Below are 17,789 nucleotides of genomic sequence, written 5' to 3' on the forward strand. Positions count from 1 at the left end.
TTTCGATGCTGGAACCGGATGCAGAGGACAAGAGAATGATGTTTCGCGGTCAAGACGACACAGATAAAAAGACAGGGTTGGATAAAGTGGTAGCTATGGATCGCTTTCGCACACGTTCGAACGTGTCGCCTCTGCGTCAGGCCGAGGCCTATTGGACCGCACTGCGTCGAGGGGATGACATTCCCAGCCGCTCGCAGGTCGACCCGCGCGGCCTTGAAAACATCCTGAGCCAGACCTTCATTCTGGAACGTGTTGCACCGGGCATCGCGCGATTCCGCCTTGCCGGGCAAAAGGTCAACGAGCTCGCGGGGATGGAAGTGCGCGGTATGCCTCTGACTGCGTTTTTCACCGCCGAGTCCCGCAAGACCGTGAGCGCCGCGCTCGAGCACATGTTCGACGACCCCTCCATTCTGGAATTTGAACTGCACACCCAGGCCACCCGTCTGCGCGGCAGCCGCACCGCAAAGATGATCCTGCTGCCGCTGCGCAGTGATCTCGGCGATGTGAGCCGGGCGCTGGGCGTCATGGTCTCCGAGGGGGCAGCAAGCCGCGTGTCGCAACGCTTCCTCGTCGACAGCTGCGATATTCGCAAGATCACCAAGGCCAGCGAGTCCAAAACTGCGCCCGAGTTCAAGGCCGCACCCCGTGTGTCCGAACCCCAGATGCAGGGCCAAACGCAACGCGATCTCACGAACAAACCGGTGAGTACCGGTGGTTTCAGCGAGCCGCGCACGGGATTTGAACGCAAATCCCCGAGCCTGATGGATGAGGCCCGCTCGCTTCTGGATCGGGCCCGCCGCGAAAACCGCGACGCTTTGAAATCTGCCCGCACGCCTGCCAGGGCCGATGCGCGCCCCGAGGGTCCTGTGACGCTGGAGACCGTCTCAACCACCGATGTCGAAAAACTTGTTTCGCGCCCGCCGCGCGGTGGCAAGCTGAAGAAAGGCACGCCGCACCTGCGTCTTGTGGTTTCGCGGGACTGATTATTAAAATTCGAATCGAAAACGCCAAGAATTCTTATAAGTTTCAAGCTACTGGACATAGACCTTGAAGCATTGACGCCCGAACGCAGAACGCGTTTCGGGCGTTCTTTTTGCGTACAAGGACGATACCGCGCCCAGACTATCACGCGCTGCCCGGCACTTCGCAAAAGCCCGGATAAAAAAAGGCCCGCAAAGCTGCGGGCCTTTTGAAATGCTGCGGACGGATCACTCAGATCGCGGCGCGCGTGTCGTCCGGTGTGCGCAGGCGCGACAACTCTTCTGCCACAAGAAACGCCAGTTCCAGCGATTGATCCGCGTTGAGACGGGGATCACAGGCGGTGTGGTAGCGATCGCTCAGGTCCTCGTCGGTCACTTCGCGCACGCCGCCGGTGCATTCGGTGACATCCTGGCCCGTCATCTCAAAGTGAACGCCACCGGGGATCGTTCCTTCGGCCTGATGCACACCAAAGAAATCACGCACTTCGCGCAGTACTGAGTCAAACGGACGGGTCTTATAGCCGCTGGCGGATTTGATGGTGTTGCCATGCATCGGATCACAGACCCAGGTGACATTGGCCCCTTCGTCCTTCACGGCCTGAATGAGGCGCGGCAGATGGTCTGCAACTTTGCCGGCGCCAAAGCGCGCGATCAGCGTCAGTTTGCCTTCTTCGTTTTCAGGATTGAGCTTTTGCATCAGGACCTTGAGGTCGTCAGCTGTGGTGGTCGGACCACATTTGAGACCGATCGGGTTCAAGACCCCGCTGCAAAATTCCACATGCGCGCCATCGGGCTGGCGTGTGCGGTCCCCGATCCAGATCATGTGACCCGAACCCGCAAGCCATTTGCCGGAAGTCGAGTCGAGACGTGTCAGCGCCTCTTCATACTCCAGCAACAGACCTTCATGGCTGGTGTAGAATTCCACCGTCTGCAGCGTATGAGCATTGTCGGCGGTCACACCGGCGGCTTTCATGAAGTCGAGCGTATCGGTGATCCGGTTGGCCATATCCCGATAGGCTTCGGCCTTGTCGCCTTCGGTGAACCCCAAGGTCCAGGCGTGGACCTGATGCACATCCGCATAGCCGCCGGTCGAGAAGGCGCGGATCAGGTTCAACGTCGCCGCCGCCTGGGTATAGGCCTGCAGCATTTTGCGCGGATCGGGAATACGCGCTTCGGGTGTAAAGGCCAGCTCGTTGATGATGTCACCGCGATAGCTCGGCAGTTCGACCCCATCAACGGTCTCGGTCGGCGCCGAGCGGGGTTTGGCAAATTGACCGGCCATGCGGCCCACTTTGACCACCGGCACCTTGGCGCCATAGGTCAGCACCATGGCCATCTGCAACATCACCTTGAAGGTGTCGCGGATGCCGTCTGCGCTGAACTGCTCAAAGCTCTCGGCGCAGTCGCCGCCTTGCAGCAAGAAGGCCTCGCCGCGCCCGGCAGCACCCAGTTGCGCCTTCAGGCGACGGGATTCACCGGCAAAAACCAGGGGCGGATACTTGGCCAGCTGCGCCTCAACAGCCTGCAGCGCGGCCTGATCGGTATAGTCAGGCATCTGTACGCGCGGCTTGCTGCGCCAGTTCGTTTTTTGCCAGTCGCTCATGGCTTTCACTCCGAAAATAACTTTGGAACCGTGATTTACGAAAGAAGCGTATACATAAGAGCGCTAACAGAGGCCAGTTTAGAATTTCCACATCTTGACCATGACGCTATCCTATGAGCAGGGTCTTTGAATTCGCGGCCATCGTGTCGCGTGGCTTTCCCAGCTCCGTCTAAAAGACCAGATTTGTAAGGACCAGAGCCATGCAAACCAAGCCAGAGGCGATTCCCGAGCTCACGTCGGGCGGTAAACATCGTCGGTTTACGTTTGTCCTGTTGGATCAATTCACCCTCCTGTGCTTCTCCGCCGCGATGGAATCGCTGCGGATCGCCAATCGCATGGCAGGTCGCGACCTCTATTCCTGGACCCTTGTTGGCGAAGGTGGCGAGACTGTTACCTGCTCTGCCGGGACCGTGTTTCAGGTGGATTCTGACCTCACAGAGTTACAACGTGATGACACCATTATGCTCTGCGGTGGGATTGAGGTGCAAAAAGCCACCACCAAGCGGGTGCTCTCTTGGCTGCGTCGCGAGGCGCGCAAGGGTCTGACCATCGCGGGCTTGTGTACGGCCTCTTATACCCTGGCCAAGGCCGGGTTGCTGGATGGCAAGCGCGCGACCATTCACTGGGAAAATTCCGACAGTTTTGCCGAAGAGTTCGAAGATGTGGATCTGACCAAATCGGTCTTTGTGATCGATGGCAATCGTCTGTCGACCGCGGGGGGCACCTCGTCGATCGACCTCATGCTCAAGATCATTGCCGACGACCATGGCGAGGAGCTTGCCAATATGGTGGCGGATCAGCTGATCTATTCGTCGATCCGCACTGATCAGGACACCCAGCGCCTGTCGATTCCGACCCGCATCGGCGTGCGCCATCCCAAACTCTCGATGGTGATCCAGATGATGGAGAAGAACATCGAAGAGCCGATCAGCCCGTCGATCCTCGCAGAAGACGTGGGCATGTCGACGCGTCAGCTTGAGCGTTTGTTCCGCCGTTACCTTAATCGCAGCCCCAAGCGGTACTACATGGAGCTGCGCCTGCAAAAGGCCCGCAACCTCCTGATGCAGACAGATATGAGCGTCATCAATGTGGCGCTGGCCTGTGGCTTTGCATCGCCGTCGCATTTCTCCAAATGCTACCGCGCCCATTACGACACCACGCCCTATCGAGAGCGTGGCAGCAAGGGCGTACGCCACATCACCTGAGTTTGCTCAGTTCGGGGTGATCCGAAAGAGGGCGCCCTCGTATTCCGAGGCAAACCAGATGCTGCCATCGGGGGCTTCTCGGATATCGCGCACCCTTGCGGTTTCGGGCGATTTCATCTGCTCGACCTCCTGCAGGGGTGCCCCCGAGAGCCTTGAGATGTGATCAAATTTCAGGGATCCCACAAAGATGTCTCCGCGCCAGTTGGGCCAGAGCTTGCCCGAGTAGATCATCATACCCGAGGGCGCGATGGAGGGATCCCAGTACCACTCCGGCTGTTGCAGCCCCGGCTTTTCGGTGCCCTCGCCGATCTTCAGCCCTGAATAGTGGCGCCCGTAGGAAATGACCGGCCAGCCATAGTTGGCGCCCCGTGTGATCCGGTTGATCTCATCGCCGCCGCGCGCGCCATGTTCAACGGCCCAGATGTCGCCGGCCGCATCAAGCGCCATGCCCTGCGGGTTGCGGTGGCCGTAGGACCAGATCGCCGGACGCGCGTCCTCTGAATTTACAAAAGGATTGTCCGAGGGAATGCTGCCATCCGGAAGGATGCGAATAATCGAACCCTGCTCGCGTGACAGATCCTGTGCGCTGGGACGGTCACCACGTTCTCCGAGGCTGACATAAAGACTGCCGTCGGGGGCTTCGACCAGCCGCGAGCCAAAGTGCCGCCCGCCCCGCGCGCCTGGCGTGGCTTCAAAAATCACCTCAAGCGAGTCGAATCGGCTGCCGTCTTCAGAGAGTTCAGCCCGTGCCACAGCGGTCCCCGCGCCGCGCCCCTGTGGACGGGCAAACGTGAGATATACGGTGCGGCTCTGAACGAAATCCCGCGCGGCAACAACGTCCAGAAGGCCACCCTGCCCGTCCGCAGCGACCTCAGGGACACCATCGACCTGTTGGCGTCGCGCGCCGTTCAGATACCAAAGTTGTCCGGAGCGCTCCGTGACCAGCAGTGCGCCTCCGGGCAAAAACGTAAAACTCCAAGGAACATCAAACCCATCGGCCATTTTTTCAACGCGGAGCGTGCCTTGGCTTGAGTCCATTTGCTGCGCCAGCGAGGGCACGGCCATCGCGGCACTAAACATCAAACTGGCGATCACGGCGAGCGGGCGTAGCATCGGCTTTCTCCTTTGACAGTGGGATGTTAGCGCAGACATTGTGACGTAACAAAAAGCCTGTCCGATCGCTCTTCCCTTTCTTGCGGGGCTTGCATAGGGTTCGTGTCGAACAACATTGTTCCAATTAGGGAGAATTCAAATGAAAAAACTGCTGACCGCGACGGCAGCCATCGCATTGAGCGCTGGCACCGCGTTTGCAGACGGCCACGGCCACCCCGACGAAGTAAAGCTGGGTGTCCTGTTTGGCTTCACCGGACCGATCGAATCCCTGGCGCCGACCATGGCCTCTGGTGCTGAACTCGCGATGTCCGAAGTCACCGAGTCCGGCAAACTCTTTGGCGGTGCAAAAGTGACCCCGATGCGCGCGGACACCGGCTGTATCGACAATGGTCTTGCGACTGCGAACGCAGAAAAGCTGATCGCAGATGGCGCCAACGGCATCGTGGGTGGTGACTGTTCCGGCGTGACCGGCGCGATCCTGCAGAACGTCGCGATCCCGAACGGCATGGTGATGATTTCTCCCTCCGCGAGCTCGCCGGGTCTGACCTCGATGGAAGACAACGGCCTGTTCTTCCGGACCACCCCGTCTGACGCACGTCAGGGCGAGATCATGGCGTCGATCCTTGCAGATCGTGGCGTCGACAGCATCGCCATCACCTATACCAACAACGATTACGGCAAGGGTCTGTCGGATTCGATCAAATCCGCATTCGAGGCCGCAGGCGGTGAAGTCACCATCGTGACCGCGCATGAAGACGGCAAGGGTGACTACTCTGCCGAGGTTGCAGCGCTGGCATCAGCCGGTGGCGATATTCTTGTGGTTGCGGGCTATCTCGACCAGGGTGGTCTGGGCATCATCCAGGGCGCGCTCGACACCGGTGCGTTCGACACCTTTGGTCTGCCGGACGGGATGATCGGCGATTCGCTGCCCAACAACGTGGGCCCGGACCTCAATGGCTCCTTCGGGCAGATCGCCGGCTCTGACAGTGAAGGTGCCGAGATGTTCGCTGCCAAAGCCTCCGAGCTTGGCTTTGACGGTACTTCTGCCTATTCGCCGGAATCCTATGATGCGGCAGCGCTTTTCCTGCTCGCGATGCAGGCATCGGGCTCTGTTGATCCCAAGGATTACGTCGCCAAGATCACCGAAGTCGCCAATGCTCCGGGTGAGAAAATCAACCCCGGTGAGCTCGGCAAAGCGCTCGAAATTCTCGCCAATGGCGGTGAGATCGACTATGAGGGCGCAACCGGCGTCAACCTGATCGGCCCCGGCGAGAGCGCAGGCTCTTTCCGTGAGATCGAAGTTCAGGACGGCAAGAACGTGACCGTGAAATTCCGCTAAGGCGGACCACTGTTGCACATCGCATCTGATCAGCCCGGGAGCCATTGCGCCCCGGGCTGTTCCAAATAAAAGGGCCGACAAAGAGATCGGCAGGGGTAAACATGACATGATCGTCGTCGAGGATTTGCATAAGCACTTCGGCGGGTTCCACGCGGTTGACGGCGCCTCGCTCGAAATCGCCAAGGGCTCGATTACGGGTTTGATCGGACCAAACGGTGCCGGAAAGACCACGCTTTTCAACGTTGTGGCAGGGGTTCTTCCTCCGACGTCAGGCCGCGTCCTGATGGATGGAGAGGATATTACCGGCCTGCCGCCACATGAATTGTTCCACAAAGGTCTGCTGCGCACCTTCCAGATCGCGCATGAGTTCTCCTCGATGACCTGCCGCGAGAACCTGATGATGGTTCCGGGCAACCAATCGGGTGAGACGCTGTGGAACACCTGGTTTGGCCGCAAGCGCATCGCCGATGAGGAACGCGCCCTGCGCGCCAAGGCAGATGAGGTCCTGGAGTTCCTCACCATCAGCCATATCGCCGATCTCAAGGCCGGCGAGATTTCTGGCGGCCAGAAGAAGCTCCTAGAGCTGGGCCGTACCATGATGGTCGATGCCAAGATCGTCTTCCTCGACGAGGTGGGCGCCGGTGTGAACCGTACCCTCCTTTATACGATTGCCGATGCCATCAAACGCCTCAATGAGGAACGTGGCTATACCTTCGTGGTGATCGAACACGACATGGAGTTCATCGGCCGCCTGTGTGATCCGGTGATCGTCATGGCCGAGGGCAAGAAACTGGCCGAGGGTACCCTCGACGAGATCAAGGCGAATGAGCAAGTCATCGAAGCTTATCTCGGCACGGGCCTGAAAAATAAAGATAAACTGCAAGGGGCTGACGCATGAGCGAACCCTTTTTGATTGGCGACAGCATGACGGGTGGCTATGGCAAGGGGCCGGACATCCTGCATGATTGCACCATCGCCGTGAACCCGGGCGAAATCGCCGTGATCGTGGGCCCCAATGGCGCGGGAAAATCCACCGCCATGAAAGCCGTCTTTGGCATGCTGAACGTGCGCTCAGGCGCGGTACGTCTGGGCGGAGAAGACATCACCAGACTCAGTCCGCAAGAGCGCGTGATCAAGGGCATGGGTTTTGTGCCGCAAACGAGCAATATCTTCACCTCGATGACGGTTGAAGAGAATCTCGAGATGGGCGCCTTTATCCGCACTGATGATTATTCCGACACCATGGAGCAGGTCTATCACCTGTTTCCGATCCTGAAGGACAAGCGCCATCAGGCGGCCGGGGAATTGTCGGGCGGTCAGCGTCAGCAGGTGGCCGTGGGCCGCGCGCTGATGACCAAGCCCAAGGTTCTGATGCTGGATGAGCCGACCGCTGGCGTGTCGCCCATCGTGATGGACGAACTGTTTGACCGCATCATCGAGGTCTCCCGCACCGGGCTGCCGATCCTGATGGTGGAACAAAACGCCAAGCAAGCGCTTGAAATCGCGGACAAAGGCTATGTCCTGGTGCAGGGCGCGAACGCCTATACGGGCACCGGTCAGGAACTGCTGGCCGATCCCGAAGTGCGCAAATCTTTCCTGGGAGGCTAAGAGATGGATTTCCTCAATGCCTTCGTGGCGCTTTCAAACTTTGTTCTGATCCCCGGCATCGCCTATGGCAGCCAACTGGCGCTTGGCGCGCTTGGGGTAACGCTGATCTACGGGATCTTGCGCTTTTCGAACTTTGCCCATGGGGACACCATGGCCTTTGGGACCATGGTCGTGATCCTATTCACTTGGCTGTTCCAGTCCTGGGGCATCTCCGCCGGCCCGCTGCCGACCGCGCTTCTGGCGTTGCCAATTGGGATCGTGATGACCATGGGGTTGGTGCTGATCACCGACAAGGCCGTGTTCAAGTTCTACCGCGAGCAAAAGGCAAAGCCCGTGGTCTTTGTGATGGTCTCGCTTGGCGTGATGTTCATGATGAACGGGCTTGTGCGCTTTATCATCGGTCCCGGCGATCAGCGGTTTGGTGATGGCGAGCGGTTCATCATCAAGGCCCGCACCTTCAAGCAGATGACCGGTCTGGATGAGGGTCTAGCAATCAAGACCTCGCAGGGCATCACCGTGGTCACGGCCATTGTTGTGGTGGCGCTGTTGTTCTGGTTCCTCAACAAGACCCGAACGGGCAAATCCATGCGCGCCTATTCCGACAACGAGGATCTGGCGCTGTTGTCTGGCATCAATCCCGAACGCGTGGTCATGATCACATGGATCATCGTCGCAGCGCTGGCGACCATTGCCGGCACGCTATACGGGCTTGATAAGTCATTCAAACCTTTCACTTATTTCCAGCTGCTCCTGCCTATCTTTGCGGCGGCCATCGTGGGCGGCCTCGGCAGCCCTCTGGGCGCAATCGCTGGTGGGTTTGTCATCGCCATGAGCGAAGTGATGATCACCTACGCTTGGAAAAAAGTGGGCGGTTACCTGCTGCCTGAAAGTCTGGAACCAGAGGGGCTCGCACAGCTTCTGAGCACGGATTACAAATTCGCGGTTTCCTTTGCGATCCTCGTTGTTGTGCTGCTGTTCAAACCCACCGGTATCTTCAAAGGAAAAGCGGTATGAGCGATACGTTGAAACATACGCTTCTGTTCGCCTTCGTCGGCCTGTTGCTGGTGCTCGAGGGGACCACAAATGCGTTTGGCGTTTTCTCGGGATCGTGGAACTCTGCGTTGACCATCCTCAATATGGGGCTGATCTCGGCCATCATGGCGATTGGGGTCAATCTGCAGTGGGGGTTTGCCGGGTTGTTCAACGTCGGCATCATGGGCTTTACCGCGCTTGGCGGGCTGGCCGTGGTTTTGACCTCCATGCCGCCCACCCCCGGTGCCTGGCAGGCTGGTGGTTGGCAGATCCTGCTGGCGCTGGTGCTGGGTGCGGCGACCATCGCAGCCGCAATCTACAGCTATCGGGTGATGGCGGCGGGCAAGGCGCGCACGCTGACCCTGCTTGCAATCCTGATCGTGGGATTTGTGGTTTACCGCGCAGCGCTGGATCCCGGTGTTGAAGCCATCGAGTCGATCAACCCCGCGCTTGAGGGCAACATTGGCGGCTTTGGCCTGCCCGTACTCCTGGCCTGGCCGCTGGGCGGTCTGCTGGCGGCGGGTGTTGCGTGGATGATCGGCAAGACAGCGCTGGGGCTGCGGTCGGACTATCTGGCGATCGCAACACTTGGCATTGCCGAGATCATCATTGCGGTGCTGAAGAACGAGGACTGGCTGTCGCGAGGGGTCAAAAACGTCGTCGGCTTGCCGCGTCCCCTGCCCTATGAGGTTGATTTGCAAGCAGACCCTGCGTTCGTGAACCAGGCTGCGGCTTGGGGCATGGATGCCACCACAGCCTCCACGCTCTACGTGAAACTGGGCTATGCGCTCATGTTCACGGTCGTGCTGCTGGTCTTCCTCTGGATGGCACAAATGGCGCTCAAGAGCCCCTGGGGGCGGATGATGCGCGCCATTCGGGACAATGAAGTGGCCGCCAACGCCATGGGCAAACATGTCACCCGGCGCCATCTGCAGGTCTTCATCCTTGGTTCGGCCATTTGCGGCGTGGCTGGTGCGATGATGACGACGCTCGATAGCCAGTTGACACCCGGCACCTACAACCCGCTGCGGTTTACCTTCCTCATCTGGGTGATGGTGATCGTCGGAGGCTCCGGTAACAACTTCGGCGCGGTGCTTGGCGGGCTCTTGGTGTGGTTCCTGTGGATCAAGGTGGAACCGATGGGCGTGATGCTGATCGAGCTTGTGACCTCTGGCATGTCCGAGGACAGCAGCCTGCGCGCACATCTTCTGGAGAGTGCCTCGCATATGCGCCTGTTCACCATGGGGCTGGTCTTGCTGCTGGTGCTCCGGTTTAGCCCAAGGGGTCTGATCCCGGAGAAATAACCTCGGCAAGCCTGCCAACTTGAAGACAAACAAAAACGCCTGTCGAAATATTCGGCAGGCGTTTTCAATTTCCCGAGAGCCTTAATCCCTAAGCTTTGTAAATACCAGTTTCATGGGAATATCCGGCGCATCCCGGCTTGCGGCGGTGCCGACGATGCGGTCGTTGCTCAGCAGTTTTGCGTTCACTGCGATGCTCACATGCTCTTTGCCAAAGACCGGCACCATGTCGTTTTTATGCGCGTGTCGAAACGCTTCGAGTTCGAGCGCCACATCAGATCCTGCCTGCGAATAGGTCCCGTCGTATGCGATGATACTGTCACCTCCGCGCGCGCGCCCGCCCGCAAAACTGATGACACCAAATCCGCGCAGAGCGGGGGTTACAAATTCGACTGTGTAAAGACCATCGATGTTCTTCAACTGCTACTCCAAAAACCATGTCGCAAAACGCCCCAAAGGAATGTCGCAATTCCATCGGGGTCTATGAAAAATAGAATCGATATTGATCAAAAAGAAGTGGTTCGGAGCAAAATGGTGAATGGGACGGGCCTATATTGCAAGCCCCAACGCAGTATCTGGTCTGAGCTGCCCCATGTGACATGGCGTCATCATCAGGCAAAGACTGGCCACGCTGAAAAGCGCAGCGTCCAGTTTGAAACTTATGGAGAAGTGGTGCGGGTGAAGGGACTTGAACCCCCACGCCTTGCGGCGCCAGAACCTAAATCTGGTGCGTCTACCAATTCCGCCACACCCGCAGTGAGAGGCTATTTGTCAGCCTCGCTTCAGAATGTAAAGAGCTTTTGGGGAGAACGCGACGTGAATTGCCTCGATAATCTTCTGCAATCTGGGGTGGTTGCGTCACTGGATAGGTATCCACTGCTAGCCTACTGAAAGCGGATGAGAAATCACCACAACCCGGGATCAATTCGCTTGCCGAGGTCAGCCGGTCAGTGGTAATGAACCCCTGTCGCGGGTGTAGCTCAATGGTAGAGCAGCAGCTTCCCAAGCTGACGACGAGGGTTCGATTCCCTTCACCCGCTCCAAACTCCCCCTGACCTCTATCGTACCTCGTCTGCCGCCGCTGGAACGGCTTGCGTTTGCGTGGGTTTCGAAATAGGCCAGTGCCATGGAACCTCGATTTCTCACCCCGCTCACCGCCGAAGAACAACGCGCGTATGGCCTGTCAAATCCCGCGCCCATGGCAATGGCGGACCGGGTTCGGTTCTCTGAAATCGACATCCTGCAGCATGTAAACAACAAAGCCTATCTCGACTGGTTCGAGGCGCTTCGGGTGAACTATTACAACAGCCATTTTCGCCATCATTTCAACGGCGAAGAGCCACGTCATGTGGTGCGCAACGCGGATATTCACTATCTGCGCGAGATGGTGCTCGGGGAAACCTATATCACCACTGCCCGGGTTCTGTCGTTCCGGCGCGCTCTTATGTGCTGGAACAGCAGATATGGTCCGGCGATCTTCGCGCCAGTATGGTCGGGGTGATGGTGTTCCGAACCGCGGACGGCAGCGCTGGCTATCCGATCCCGGAGAGCCTGACGCAGCAGTTTGTCGACCTTGATGGGGCGACGCAGGCAGGCTGAGCACCTCCCTGCGGCGAGGTCATCGAGGGCTCAGGCGGCCCAGTGGACCTGACATTCAGACAAGACAGCCTGGATCGGCGCTTCTTCTGGTGGCAGGCTTTGCGCGCGTTCCAGCGCCTCGCGCTTGTCCGCACCAAAAATCACCAGATGCTTTGCCATAGCGGCGTCCAGGACCCGTGCGGTCAGCGTGATCCGCGGCTCGGGCTGGCTATCGGGGCGCATTACGGCAAGCTCTGGCGCGTCTGCGGCCAGCGCGGCCTCGAGCCCGGAAACACCCGGAAAAAGGCTGGCTGTGTGCATGTCCGTGCCCATGCCCAAGAGCGCAACCCCAAGGCCACCCTGCCCGCGCACCTCTTCGCAGAGCGGCGCGATCGCTTCGTCTGGCGCAAGCCCTGCTTTGTAAAACGGCAAGAACCGGGCCTCGGACGCTCGGTTGGTCAAAAGCCGATTGCGGATCAGCTTCGCGTTCGAGCGATCGCTATCCTCTGGGACCCAACGCTCGTCCGAAGCCATCACGCAGACATTGGCCCAATCGAGCTCGGCAGCGCAGAGGTCGTCGAATATCGGTCCCGGAGTGGTGCCGCCAGCGACGGCGATGGCGGCGTGCCCATCGTTCAAAAGCTGGGTTTTCAGATCCCCGGCAATCCGATTGGCAACCGAGATCGAGAGCATCTCTCTATCCGGATATTCGTTGAAATACATGACACTGCTCCTGAAACTTGAGGTCGCATCCCGCAGGATGAAATCGTCTGTTCAAAACAGTGTCACAGCTTGCTGTAAAGGCCAAGCCATCGAACCGGATCTAGTTGATGTAGAATTCGCCCACGACGTTTCGCCATTCCCCGGCGGAAACCATCTTGCGATGCGCAAAGCGAACGTGATGAAGGGCCCCTTCGATCTCTTCCTGCCAGAACTCGATGAAGGAAAACAATCGTGGGTGGTCCGGGGCGAGATCATAGTCTTGCCAGACGAAGGTGTTCAAGACATGGGCGTAGTCGGGCATTCTGTAGGTCAATTCGGCCGTTGTGAGCCCATATCCCTTGAGCATCAATTCTGTCTCTGATGGCGCCATTTGTGTCCTCCGAAAAGTTGCGACATACCCAGCCTATTCATGATAGGTAAATTTTCAAATAAATCAGATTGTTAGCAGTTATCCGTAGATGCTGCTAAGGTTTGCAGGGCTGCTTGCTTGCACGGTATATGCGCAGTCTGATAAGGTAGTCCCACAATATATAGATCCCAAAGAGAAGCGGGCAGCCAACGTGAGCGATACGCCGGAAACCCCTGAAAATCCTGACGAAAACCTACCTCAGCGTCCATCTTACGATGGCCCGACGGTCTCCATCGAATCCGAGATGCGCAACTCGTATCTCGACTATGCGATGTCGGTCATCGTCAGTCGCGCCATCCCCGATCTTCGGGATGGTTTGAAGCCGGTCCACCGCCGGATCCTCTATGCGATGCATGAGACCGGAAACAGCCACGACAAGGCCTACCGCAAGTCGGCGCGTCCCGTTGGCGACGTGATGGGTAAGTACCACCCGCATGGCGACAGCGCGATCTATGACGCCCTTGTCCGTATGGCGCAGGACTTCTCCATGTCCCTGCCGCTGCTGGACGGCCAGGGCAACTTTGGCTCCATGGACGGCGATAACCCGGCTGCGATGCGCTATACAGAAGTGCGCATGGACAAGCCTGCGGCCTTCATGCTCGCCGATATCGAAAAAGAAACGGTTGATTTTCAGGACAACTACGACGGCAAGGACAAGGAACCCACTGTTCTGCCAGCACGTTTCCCGAATATGCTGGTCAATGGCGCCGGGGGTATCGCGGTGGGGATGGCCACCAATATTCCGCCGCATAATCTAGGCGAAGTGGTGGATGCGACGCTTGCGCTGATCGAAGATCCCGATCTGACATCCGAGCAGCTCATCGAATATGTGCCGGGACCGGATTTTCCGACCGGCGGCGTGATGCTGGGCCGATCGGGAGCGCGCAAAGCCTATCTTGAGGGGCGCGGCAGCGTCATCATTCGCGCGAAAACCCGCGTCGAAGAGATCAGGAAAGATCGCTATGCTATTGTAGTTGATGAGATTCCCTATCAGGTCAACAAAGCGTCCATGATCGAGAAGATCGCCGAACAGGTGCGAGAGAAGCGCATCGAAGGCGTGGCACATGTGCAGGACGAGTCCGACCGCAACGGTGTGCGCGTGGTCGTCGAACTGAAGCGCGACGCGACACCCGAAGTAGTTTTGAACCAGCTTTATCGCTTTACACCGATGCAGACCTCTTTTGGCTGCAACATGCTGGCGCTGAACGGCGGTCGCCCGGAGCAGCTGACCCTGCGCAAATTCCTTACGTCTTTCATCGACTTCCGCGAGGATGTTGTCGCACGCCGCACCGCGTATAACCTGCGCAAGGCGCGCGAGCGCAGCCACATCCTCTGTGGCTTGGCGGTGGCCGTCTCCAACGTCGATGAGGTGGTCGCCACCATCCGCTCCTCTGCGGATGCGGCCGAGGCCCGTCACAAGCTGATGACCCGTCGTTGGCCCGCGGCAGATATTGCCGGCTACATTCGCCTGATTGATGATCCGACCCACACGATGAACGACGACGGGACCTATAACCTCTCTGAGGTACAGGCCCGCGCGATCCTCGAACTCCGGTTGCAACGCCTCACCCAACTGGGGGTCAAGGAAGTCACCGACGAGCTTGAAGAACTGGCAGGTAAGATCAAGGAATACCTTGAGATTCTCTCGTCACGCGAACGCATCATGAGCATCATCGCCGATGAACTCGCCGAGGTCCGCGAGAGCTTTGCCGTGCCGCGTCGCACCGAGATCGTCGACTGGTCCGGCGACATGGAGGACGAGGATCTGATCGAGCGCGAGGACATGGTCGTGACCGTGACCTCTGGTGGCTACATCAAGCGTACGCCGCTCGCCGATTTCCGCGCCCAGAAACGTGGCGGCAAAGGGCTGTCCGGGATGCAGACCAAAGAAGAGGATGTGGTGACCACGCTCTTTGTGGCGAATACCCACACGCAGCTTCTGTTCTTTACCACCGACGGGATGGTTTACAAGCTCAAGACCTGGCGCTTGCCGCAAGGGGGACGGACCTCCAAGGGCAAGGCGATCGTCAACATTCTGCCAATCCCCACGGGCGTCTCCATCGCGGCGATCATGCCAGTCGATCGGGATGAAAAGGAATGGGATGATCTGCAGATCATGTTCGCGACCTCTGCTGGAACTGTGCGTCGTAACCGGTTGTCGGACTTCACAAATGTGATGCGCAACGGCAAGATCGCGATGAAGTTCGAGGATGAGAACCAAGGCACCAAGCTGATCAATGCGCGCATCTGCTCGGAAGATGACGACATCATGCTGGTGACCAATACCGGTCGCGCGATCCGCTTCCCTACCACTGAGGTGCGCGTCTTCAACTCTCGCAACTCGGTCGGTGTACGCGGGATCAAGCTTGGCGAGGACGACGAGGTCGTCTCCATGTCGGTGATCCGTCACTCGAAATACACGCCCGAGCAGCGCTCCGCCTATCTCAAGATGCGTCGCGCCATGGCGGGTCTGACGGATGAGGATGCCTCTGACGAGGATGCGGTTGAGGATCCGAATTTCTCTACCGAGCTCTTTGCCGAGATGTCTGCGGCGGAAAACCTGATCCTGACGATCACTGCAGGCGGGTCCGGTAAGCTCTCGTCCAGCCACGATTATCCGGTGCGCGGACGCGGCGGCATGGGTGTCACTGCCATGGACAAAGCCATGCGCGGCGGGGCGCTTGTCGCCTCCTTCCCGGTGGAGCTCGACGATCAGATCATGCTCGCCACATCCAAAGGCCAATCGATCCGGGTGCCAGTTGATGGCATTTCCTTCCGGTCCCGCTCGGCGGGTGGCGTGCGCATCTTCAACACCGGAAAAGGCGAGGAGGTTGTCTCGGTTGCCTGGATTGCCGACAATGGCGATGAGGAAGAGGCCGCAGAAGAATAAGCACTTAGCTGGCGCTCTTAACGAAAATGCCGCCCTGTTGTGGGGCGGCATTTTTTGTTTACGCTTCGCTCATGTTTTGGGCGCAAACTTATCTGGCGAAGTTCGCCTATCGAGTCGGGAGACACCGTCCATGAACCTGTACCATTGCCAGATCGACCTTCACCACGAGGCTAAGGCCCTCGCTTTTGCGAGCGCGGTGGAGCAATGGATGGAATACCTGAAGGGCCGCGGCGCGATCACCAACTGGCGATTACTGCGGCGCAAGCTCAATCTCGCAAATGACAGCTGCAAGGATTTCCTGCTCGAGGTCGAGTTTGAGAACATGACCCAGCTGGATCAGGCATTCCGGATCCTCGGCGAACATGACGAAGAGGTTGCGCGCCTTTATGCAAACGTCAACGTTCTGATCGCGAGATCCGATTTTGGCCTCTATCGACCTTTCCCCGATCCCGAACGCGCGGAGCGGATGGCGTTAATCTAAAAAAGCCCGGGACATATTGCCCGGGCTTTGATCTTTCTCCGACGTCACCTGTGTCAGAGATCATAGATCTCTGAGAATTTTGCCTCGAGGTAGTGCATCAATGGGGCGTGGGTCGGCGCAGAGCCTGCAGCATGGGCAATGGTCTCTTGCGGCTCTCGCAGCCCGCCGAATTGCTGCAGGTTTTCCCGCAACCATTCGGTCGCACCAGAGGTGTTTCCTTCAGACAGTTGTGCATCCAGATCCGCGATGTCGCGGCGCAGCGCCTCATGTAGGCAGCCAGCGTAGACGTTGCCAAGCGAGTAAGTCGGGAAATATCCAAAGAGCCCAACGGACCAGTGAACGTCCTGGAGGCATCCGTTTGAGGGCTTGTCCACCGCATAGCCAAAATCGGCAAGGAAGCGATCATTCCAGGCGCTCTCGAGGTCCTGAACCTCCAGATCACCCAGCATCAAGGCGCGTTCCAGGTCGAACCGGAGCATGATGTGCAGGTTGTACTGCAGCTCATCCGCCTCTGTCCGGATGTAGCCATTCTCCACGCGGTTTACCGCTTTGTAGAACTCCTCCGGAGAAGAAACGCCAACATCCCCAAAGGCTTCGGTCATTTCCTTGAAGAGCGATCCGGTGAAGGCGCGGCTGCGACCGATCTGATTTTCATAGATCCGGCTCTGGCTTTCATGCACCCCCATGGAGACGCCTCGGCCAAGCGAAGTCAGCAGATGAACCCGGTCGATATTCTGCTCATAGGCGCCGTGGCCGACTTCGTGAATGGTGGAGTAGATGCAGTTAAACGGATCTAGCGGGTTGGTTCGCGTTGTAATGCGCACATCCAGACCGCTACCCGAACTGAAAGGATGGACCGCTTTGTCGACGCGACCGTGGCTCATATCATAGCCAAAGGTCTTGGCGACCTTGCGCGCGAGCTTCATCTGGGTGTTCTCGTCAAAGGTGCCAGACAGCCCCGCCGGGGTCGGTTTTTCCAGCACGCGCGCGCGCAGATCGACCAGGCCCGGACGCATCGCATCAAAAATTTCCGCAATTTCCGAAGAGGTTGTGCCCTGCTCGTAATCTGCAACCATTGCGTCGTAGAGGTTTCCACCCGCCGCCAATGCCTGACCTTCCTGCCGCTTCAGTGCGACCACTTCGCTGAGGACCGGCAGGAATGCCGCGACATCTTCATCGGCGCGCGCCTGCGCCCATTTTCCTTGCGCCTCGGATGTGACTCGCGCGATCTGACTGGCCAGATCACCGGGGACCTTGACCGCCCGCTCGTAGGCGCGGCGAATTTCGCGCAGTTGTGCCGCGCCGGTCTCATCCGGGGCCTGCGCAGTGTCGAGCCACTCTGCGACCCGAGGATCAGAGCGTCGCGCGTGCAGCACCGCTTCGATTGCCGCCATCTCCTCACCGCGCTGGGGGGCCGCGCCGCGAGGCATCATGGTTTCCTGATCCCAGCCCAACCGACCTGCGATTTGACCAAGAGCCTGCGTTTGGCGTTCAAAAGCAATCAGTTCTTCAAAAGAGCTCATGTCT

Annotated in this window: 16 protein-coding genes and 2 tRNA genes; 11 read left to right on the forward strand and 7 right to left on the reverse strand. The window is 58.6% G+C overall.

Annotation, left to right across the window (positions count from 1 at the left end; translation table 11 throughout):
- Nucleotides 1-35: 35 nt before the first annotated feature.
- Nucleotides 36-983, forward strand: coding sequence for a PAS domain-containing protein (locus tag ACZ1HH_RS06255; RefSeq protein ID WP_472636161.1), 948 nt, complete (start codon nucleotides 36-38; stop codon nucleotides 981-983).
- Between the two features lie 229 nt (nucleotides 984-1,212).
- Here the strand turns inward: ACZ1HH_RS06255 and ACZ1HH_RS06260 are convergent, their stop codons facing one another.
- On the reverse strand, nucleotides 1,213-2,583 hold the full coding sequence (locus tag ACZ1HH_RS06260; RefSeq protein ID WP_011538608.1) for a class II 3-deoxy-7-phosphoheptulonate synthase: 1,371 nt from the start codon (nucleotides 2,581-2,583) through the stop codon (nucleotides 1,213-1,215).
- 200 nt (nucleotides 2,584-2,783) lie between these two features.
- Here ACZ1HH_RS06260 and ACZ1HH_RS06265 point away from each other — a divergent pair, with 200 nt between their 5' ends.
- Nucleotides 2,784-3,788, forward strand: a complete 1,005-nt coding sequence (locus ACZ1HH_RS06265; RefSeq protein WP_011538609.1) for a GlxA family transcriptional regulator — start codon at nucleotides 2,784-2,786, stop codon at nucleotides 3,786-3,788.
- A 6-nt stretch (nucleotides 3,789-3,794) separates the two neighbouring features.
- Here ACZ1HH_RS06265 and ACZ1HH_RS06270 read toward each other — a convergent pair whose 3' ends face one another.
- A complete protein-coding gene (locus ACZ1HH_RS06270) occupies nucleotides 3,795-4,901 on the reverse strand; it encodes a PQQ-dependent sugar dehydrogenase (RefSeq protein WP_487320431.1) in 1,107 nt (368 codons plus the stop codon).
- A 139-nt stretch (nucleotides 4,902-5,040) separates the two neighbouring features.
- Between ACZ1HH_RS06270 and ACZ1HH_RS06275 the strand changes: the two genes are divergently transcribed.
- The 5 genes from ACZ1HH_RS06275 (at nucleotide 5,041) to ACZ1HH_RS06295 (ending at nucleotide 10,184) form a co-directional block, all read left to right on the forward strand.
- Nucleotides 5,041-6,240: an ABC transporter substrate-binding protein gene (locus tag ACZ1HH_RS06275; protein WP_011538611.1), complete on the forward strand. Its 1,200-nt coding sequence runs from the start codon at nucleotides 5,041-5,043 to the stop codon at nucleotides 6,238-6,240.
- Nucleotides 6,241-6,346: 106 nt separating this feature from the next.
- Complete coding sequence (locus tag ACZ1HH_RS06280; protein WP_472636162.1) at nucleotides 6,347-7,138, forward strand: ABC transporter ATP-binding protein; 792 nt, start codon at nucleotides 6,347-6,349, stop codon at nucleotides 7,136-7,138.
- Nucleotides 7,135-7,848 carry an ABC transporter ATP-binding protein gene (locus ACZ1HH_RS06285; RefSeq protein ID WP_472636163.1) on the forward strand — a complete coding sequence of 238 codons (714 nt, stop codon included), beginning with the start codon at nucleotides 7,135-7,137 and terminating at the stop codon, nucleotides 7,846-7,848. Before ACZ1HH_RS06280 ends, ACZ1HH_RS06285 begins: the two co-directional genes overlap by 4 nt.
- Nucleotides 7,849-7,851: 3 nt before the next feature.
- Entirely contained in the window at nucleotides 7,852-8,862 is a 1,011-nt protein-coding gene (locus tag ACZ1HH_RS06290) for a branched-chain amino acid ABC transporter permease (RefSeq protein ID WP_011538614.1), read from the forward strand.
- On the forward strand, nucleotides 8,859-10,184 hold the full coding sequence (locus tag ACZ1HH_RS06295) for a branched-chain amino acid ABC transporter permease (protein WP_472636164.1): 1,326 nt from the start codon (nucleotides 8,859-8,861) through the stop codon (nucleotides 10,182-10,184). The genes ACZ1HH_RS06290 and ACZ1HH_RS06295 overlap by 4 nt, the downstream gene beginning before the upstream one ends.
- Nucleotides 10,185-10,265: 81 nt before the next feature.
- Here ACZ1HH_RS06295 and ACZ1HH_RS06300 read toward each other — a convergent pair whose 3' ends face one another.
- Together ACZ1HH_RS06300 and ACZ1HH_RS06305 are read right to left on the reverse strand one after the other, a co-directional pair.
- Nucleotides 10,266-10,601: a hypothetical protein gene (locus ACZ1HH_RS06300; protein WP_416368401.1), complete on the reverse strand. Its 336-nt coding sequence runs from the start codon at nucleotides 10,599-10,601 to the stop codon at nucleotides 10,266-10,268.
- 250 nt (nucleotides 10,602-10,851) lie between these two features.
- Nucleotides 10,852-10,936: transfer RNA gene (locus tag ACZ1HH_RS06305), tRNA-Leu, on the reverse strand.
- Between the two features lie 214 nt (nucleotides 10,937-11,150).
- On the opposite strand from ACZ1HH_RS06305, the gene ACZ1HH_RS06310 reads away from it, so the two are divergent.
- Together ACZ1HH_RS06310 and ACZ1HH_RS06315 are read left to right on the forward strand one after the other, a co-directional pair.
- Nucleotides 11,151-11,224: transfer RNA gene (locus tag ACZ1HH_RS06310), tRNA-Gly, on the forward strand.
- Nucleotides 11,225-11,307: 83 nt separating this feature from the next.
- A complete protein-coding gene (locus ACZ1HH_RS06315; protein WP_472636165.1) occupies nucleotides 11,308-11,682 on the forward strand; it encodes an acyl-CoA thioesterase in 375 nt (124 codons plus the stop codon).
- A 128-nt stretch (nucleotides 11,683-11,810) separates the two neighbouring features.
- Here ACZ1HH_RS06315 and pgl read toward each other — a convergent pair whose 3' ends face one another.
- Entirely contained in the window at nucleotides 11,811-12,482 is a 672-nt protein-coding gene (pgl, locus tag ACZ1HH_RS06320) for a 6-phosphogluconolactonase (protein WP_472636166.1), read from the reverse strand.
- A gap of 100 nt (nucleotides 12,483-12,582) precedes the next feature.
- Nucleotides 12,583-12,852, reverse strand: coding sequence for an usg protein (locus ACZ1HH_RS06325; RefSeq protein ID WP_011538670.1), 270 nt, complete (start codon nucleotides 12,850-12,852; stop codon nucleotides 12,583-12,585).
- A 190-nt stretch (nucleotides 12,853-13,042) separates the two neighbouring features.
- Between ACZ1HH_RS06325 and gyrA the strand changes: the two genes are divergently transcribed.
- Both gyrA and ACZ1HH_RS06335 read left to right on the forward strand, forming a co-directional pair.
- Nucleotides 13,043-15,781: a DNA gyrase subunit A gene (gyrA, locus tag ACZ1HH_RS06330; protein ID WP_472636167.1), complete on the forward strand. Its 2,739-nt coding sequence runs from the start codon at nucleotides 13,043-13,045 to the stop codon at nucleotides 15,779-15,781.
- A gap of 130 nt (nucleotides 15,782-15,911) precedes the next feature.
- Nucleotides 15,912-16,262, forward strand: coding sequence for a DUF6614 family protein (locus ACZ1HH_RS06335; RefSeq protein WP_416368404.1), 351 nt, complete (start codon nucleotides 15,912-15,914; stop codon nucleotides 16,260-16,262).
- Nucleotides 16,263-16,315: 53 nt separating this feature from the next.
- On the opposite strand, the gene ACZ1HH_RS06340 is transcribed toward ACZ1HH_RS06335, so the two are convergent.
- Nucleotides 16,316-17,785, reverse strand: a complete 1,470-nt coding sequence (locus ACZ1HH_RS06340) for a carboxypeptidase M32 (RefSeq protein WP_472636168.1) — start codon at nucleotides 17,783-17,785, stop codon at nucleotides 16,316-16,318.
- Nucleotides 17,786-17,789 lie beyond the last annotated feature (4 nt).

The sequence above is a fragment of the Epibacterium sp. HA2-3 genome (genome assembly GCF_055693725.2).